This is a genomic window from Mesorhizobium sp. M2C.T.Ca.TU.002.02.1.1 (genome assembly GCF_003997225.1).
Genome location: NZ_RZTO01000324.1, coordinates 1 through 6,227, shown reverse-complemented (window position 1 = coordinate 6,227; position 6,227 = coordinate 1). Strand labels below are relative to the sequence as shown.

Annotated in this window: 1 protein-coding gene; it reads right to left on the bottom strand. The window is 62.9% G+C overall.

Features of this window, described 5'->3' with window-relative positions; translation table 11 throughout:
• On the bottom strand, window positions 1-6,227 hold a 6,227-nt coding region (locus EOD07_RS37675; protein ID WP_164772325.1), incomplete at both ends, for a hypothetical protein.

The following is a 6,227-nucleotide window of genomic DNA, read 5'->3' as shown; positions in this document are numbered from 1 at the left end:
GTTCGGGATTGGGCTCGCCCAGCAGGATGACATGCGCCTCCCAGAAGATGTCACGGTTCCGGTCGGTGGATTCGCTTCCGCCCCTGTGGGCTGGGCCGATATAGAAGCCGCCGGGGCTCCGGTCGCGCGTATTGCTGAAATTGTAATCGAGCGCGTTGACGTCGACCGTCGTGGCCTTGAGCACGGCCTCCCAGAAGCCCTCGATCTTGGCGTTGTTGGTCACCTCATCGGTCGCGTTTGCGGTCGTCGAGCCGCCGATCGCATAGAGCTTCGCCCTCGCCGTCGCGCGGTTGTCCGTGCCGGAGTAGAGCGACTGGATAAGGATGGACTCGTTGGCGAGCACGAATGAGCTGTGCTGGAGAACGACTTCGTTGCTGCCGCTGATCCTCGCCGTCGAGTTGGCGACCGCGGAGCCGCCGGCGCCGCCGGCGGTCGTGTTGGTGCTGGCGTTGGCGCGGTTGCGGACGATCTCCGAATTCACCGTCACGGTCGTGCCGACGAGGTCAGCGTTGCCCTGAAGGATGATTTCAGCGCCCTTGTAACCAACCGCGGCCTGCACTTGTGCAGTCGCACTCACATTGGTGCTGGCCCCGAGGCCGCCGCCATAGGCTTCGGCATGCGCGGTCGCGTTGTTGTCAACCTTGTTGTCGACAACCAGGGCATGGCCGGCCTTAAGGTCGCCATTGATCTGCTGCTTCATGCCGAAGCTCAATGTCGACGTCGCGGTCCCGTCGCTTGACGCGCCCAGGCCACCGCTCGATGTCTGCGCTTCCGAAGCGACATAGGACTTGGTGATGCCCCTGACCGTCAGGTCATGAAGCGCCTCGATGCTGGCGTCGGAGCCGATGACGATATCGCTCTTGTTGACGCCGGTGGCCGTGGCCTGCGCTCCTTCGAGCGAGATGCCGCCGCCGCCGCCGCCGTCCGCGGTGGCGACCGATCCCATCCGGCTGTCGGTCTGAAGCAGGACATTGGCGCCCTTCAGCATGGCGCCGGCATTCACCGTCAGGTTTGTCGACACCGTCTGAGAAGAGGAAGTATTCGAGTCCTTGTTGTTCCAGGCGCCGCCGGACGAGCCGCCGGCCGAACCGGTGACCACGCCATCGGCCGAGGTCGGCACGTTGAAGCCGGCTGCACCGCCGACACCGTCGAACAGGCCGGAAATCGAATTGCTTGTGATGTTGTAGACCAGAGTCTGGCCCGAGGCAGGACCGGAGTCCTGCAGATCGACGCCTTCCTTGACCAACCTATGCGTGCCGGTGCTGCTATTGCCGTTGAGATTCAGCGCGACCGGTGTGCCGTTGAGGCTGGTCGACAGCTTGTATCCGGCGGCATCCTTCTGAACCACGTAGTAAGCTTGACCCGGATTCAGGTTGCTGAGCGTCTGCTCGCCCACGCCGATGAGCGAATTGTCAGTGAAAGTGTTCGAGAAGGCCAGGTTCTTGACGACCGGGGCGACATAGAAGTCGTCACTGGTATCACCGGGGGTGCCGGCGTTGTTGATGAAACCAACCGTATCGCCAGGATTGTCAGCCAGCCGAATGAAGTTGGCGTCAAAATTATATGCCACGCCGACGGCGCCGGTATAGCTGCCGCCGTTGATGACATAATAGGTATGGCCGCTGACCAGCCCGGCTATTCCTGAGCCAGTATAGATCACCGCCTGGCCGTTCGAGAATCCGTGGCTGGGCAGATAGATGCGGCCGACATTGGAGTTGTCCTGGCTCACGGAGAACTCGTTGGCGTCGGTCGCCGGATTGTCGAGCGTGACATTGGCGTCGACAAATGCCGGAATGAACGTGCGAGGCTGCGCCGGGCGATACGTCACCACGTCGCCGTTGTTGAAAGGCGTGCTCGCGTCGAGAATCTTGTCGTTCGCGTCGTCGATCATGCCGCGCGTAAATGTGTCCGACACCTCCACGAAACCGATCGTCTGCAGCTTGATCGTGTTTTCGTCGATGACCTTGACCTGATACGTCGTGCCGTTCGACAGGCCGTCGATTACGTCGCCTGCGTTCGAGTTGTAGATCAACTGGTCACCGTCCACGAAGGTGTGGTTGGGGATCGTGATCGTGTCATATGCCGCGTTGACGGCGCTCGAACCGAACCTGGCGCCGAGCTGCACGGTATTACCGTCGCGCACGACGACGGTGTATTCCTTGTTCTGGACAAGACCGCCTGTGGTGGCGCCCGTCCAGGTGATCGTCGCGCTGTCGCTCAACTTGTGTGGCTTGCCGAAGTCGATGAAATTGCCGGCGTCGTTGGACCCTGCAACCGTGCCGTCCGACACGTCGCCGCCGTTGGCGCCATGCTGGGCGATCATCTCGATGTTGCCCTGCGCTTCGACGCGTTCGGAATCGCCGATCACGAAATTCACCGTGCCGGTCGCCGAAGCACTTGTCGTCACCGAGCTATCGCTGATGAACCCGCCACCGCTGACGCGGCCCGCCGAGTCGGCGTCCGTAACAAGGTTGGCGGTGCCTTTGATGTTACCGCCAACGCGCATGACGCTGCCGACGCCGGCAAAGGTCAGGTTCATCGTATGCACGGTCGTCGAATCCGCGCTGCCGGATGCGAAATTGGCGAGGCCGCCGCCGTCCGACGACATGGTCGAAGTGGTCGTGGCAAGCGCTACGGCATCGACATTGATGTTGTTGGCGGCACTGTTTGTATCGTCATCCACATCGCCGCGGAACTTCACCGTGGTCGAACCGCCGGCCGTCACGTTCACATCGACCGAGGATACCCGGACAATGCCGCCGCTGGCCGTGGAACCACCGCCGAAGGCCTCGTTGCCATGACGGCCGGCGATATTGATATCGCCGGATGCGGAGGTCAGCGACAGGTCCTCGTCGATGTCGAGGTTCAGGGTTGAACTGGCATCGGCATTGACCTGCGTACTATCGACCGCCGCCAGGCCACCGGTAACGTTGTTGGCAGATGCGACTGCGCCGCGCGGCGTGGCTGCCGAGACTCGCAGGAAATTGGCGCCGTCATGGTTCAGAAGGGCGGCTATGTTGACGCTGTTCTCAGCATGGATCGAGCCGCCCTGCCCGCTGGTAAAGTCGATGGAGGCGTCGAAATCCGAGAAGGTATTGGAGTTGGAAATGGCAATTGCGCCGGCGGTCAGCGAAGTCGCGGCGCTGATCGAGTTGCCGACCAGCTTTGCCTGCATGTCGAAGCCGGCAGCCGAAGTCACATCGACATTGCCGCCGATCCGTCCGATGACCTGAGACTGGTTGGTCGCCCGTGTGATGACGTCGCCAATCGACGCGCCGACACTGAGCGTTGTCGCCTTCGCAGTGGAACTGACGTTCGACGTCAGGTCGGCATCGAGGTCGATGCCGCCCGAGGTGGTGGTGATCTTTGTCGTGCCCTGCGAAGCATCGCTTGCCTCGGCGCCGATGCGGATTTCCGCGCCGCCGGTATCCTTCGAAGTCACGTCCAGAGCCGTGACCGAGGCCAGTCCGGCAACGCCGGTGCCCAGCGCCGCCGCGTCGGCGGTGTGATGGCCTTCCGCCAGGAGCCTGACGCTCGTCGCGGAGAGTTCGCCGTCCTCGCCGATATAAGCGCGCGTATCACTGTCGATCCAGGTCGTGACGGTTGTCGACGCAAAGGCGATCCCGCCGGCGATGCCGACGCCCTTGGATTGTGGCGCTGAGGTGGACGTGCCCGTCGCGGTCATGACCAGCGCGCCGCCCAGCGTCACGTCCGCGCCGTCGGCCACGAACACTTCGGTGTCATGCGCGGCCTTGGCGGTAATCGTGGTGCTTGTAATAGCAGCAAGGCCGGCGGCCTCGAAGCTGGTCACATCCGCGTTAACGGTCGTGTTGGAAGTCGCGGTCAGCGTTACGTCACCCGCAGTCACTTCAGCACTGTCGCCAATATAGGACCGGGTACGTGAGGATTGCCCGGTTCCATCGCCGATTGTGGCGATGGCCGTAATGTCGCTTGCCGAAACGCCAATCGATCCCGAAGCGGCGTTGACGACGGCATTGGCCATCGACGCGCCGGTTGCCGTTGTGGCGAGACCGGTCAGGGCAGCGCTGCCGAGATCGATGATCGAATCGTGACCGACGAAGGTTTCGGTAATCCGGTTAGCATTGGCGCGGGCTTCCAGATCGTTGACCTTGGCGATGCCGCCGAAGCCTGTGCTGGTCACGGTGGCATTCGCCACCGCGGTGATTTCGGTCGCGGTCAGATTGACGGCGCCCGCCGTCAGGTCGGTGTACTTGCCGATATAGGCGCGGGTCTTGCCCTGCATTTCGGCGACCGCCGTGGTGAGCGAGACGGAAACGCCTCCGGCGAAGCCGAAACCTTCGGTGACGGCCCGCGCCTCGGTACGGCCATTGGCGACCGCGTCAATGCGGCCGCGCGACAGGCCGTCCTGGCTCAATATGTCGATGTCGACAAGCGTAGTCTGGGACGCATCATTGTTGCGGCCGACATAGGCTTCGACGTCGTTGGAGGTGACCGCGGTGGGCGAGAGACCGGCAATAGAGACAAGGCCCGATACGGACACGTTGAAAATCTTGGCGTCGGCCAGCGCATCGCCGTCCGCCGTCAGATTAAGATCGGTCACGCGCAGGTCGGCGCCATCACCAGCATAAGCTCGCGTCTTGCCGCCCGCCGTTGCCGTGGGTTTGTAGAGGCTGGCGCTGGCCAAGAAAGACCCATCACCACCCTCGGTGCGCGCGACCGCATCAATATCGCCGCGAGCCGAAATGTCGACCGCATCGGCGCCTCCGGTGACTTTCACCACGGCGGCAGGGTTGCCGGCAGCGTTGATGCCGTCGGATGCGCCAATATAGGCCTCTATGATACCGTTGGTCGTTGCGACCGCGTTCAGGTTTGAGGCAGTCGCAAGGAAGCCGACGCCGGCGACGACGGCCTTTGCTTCGGCTTTGTTGACGACCCTGTCCACGCCCCCCAGCTTGCCAGCATTGACGTCAAGCGTGCCTGCAAGCAGGTTCACTCCGTCGCGCACAAACGAGGATGTGCGACCGCTGACCAGAGCGGTCGGTTTGTAGTCCCCGATCGTGACGCCAACCGACACGCCAATGCCAAGCAGATTGGCCACTGCGTGCATGTCGCTGTCTGAAACGACCGTGATCGCGCCGCCGCCCACATTGACGTCGGTCGTCACATTCGCTGCTACCTGGCTGCTGCCGGCGCCGATGAAGGCCTCGACGATTCCGTCGACCGTGGCGTTCGACTTTATGCCGCTTCCACTGACAAGACCACCAATCGAAATATTGGCGCCCTGCACATCCGCCTTCATTTCAGGCGCGTCGGCAAGGATGGCTACGCCGCTTGCGTCGACATCGACGCCCTGGCCGATATAGGCCCGCACCGTGCCGGAAACGGTGGCGTTCTGTTCAAGCAGCGAGACCGTGGCGAGCCCGGAAATCCCGACATTCACGATGTCGGGCGTCGCCAGCATGTTGCCGATCGCGGTGATGTTGACCTGACCGTCAATATCGACAACGCCGATGTCGGAGGACGGTTCGACGCCGGAAGCCGAACCGACATGCGCATCAACCTCGCCGGTGATCTTGGCAGTAGCCTTGATGTCCGAAGCGCTAACCGCACCCGAGACAGCCACGGCCGTCGTATCGGAGTTGGCGTCATAATCGCCGTCCGCCTTGACGTCGAGCGAGGCGGCCCAGAGCGTGCCGCCCTGGCCGACAAAGGCGCGGGTCTTGCCGGCCACGTCGGACAATGTGTCGAAGACGCTGATGGTGGCGACGCCGCCCACATTGAGCGCGAAGCCGCCATTGTCGATGCCGCCGGTCGCGTTCATGTCCGACCAGGCGTTGACGGTTACCACACCGGTAATGTCAGTCACGCCGCTGCCACCGGTGACCGGACCGTTGAACGGCGCACCGAGATAGGCCTCGACTGTTCCATCGACCAGCGCATTGGCCGTGAGAGTCGAGACGGACGCCAGGCCGCCGAGGCTCAGCATAAAGGTGGTTGCGGTTGCGTTGTACTGGACGCGATCCGCCGAATCGCCGGCCTCGATCTCAAGCGACGCGGCCTTCAGGGCAACGCCATCGCGCACATAGGCACGGGTCTTGCCGCTCAGTTCAGCTTTCGGTTCGGCAATGTTGACGGTCAGGCCGAAGCTTGCGCCGACGAGGAACGTATCGGCGACCGCATCCATGGTCGCATCGGCATCAACGACGACGGCGCCGTCACCGGCGTCGCTGCCGGAGATGGTCAGT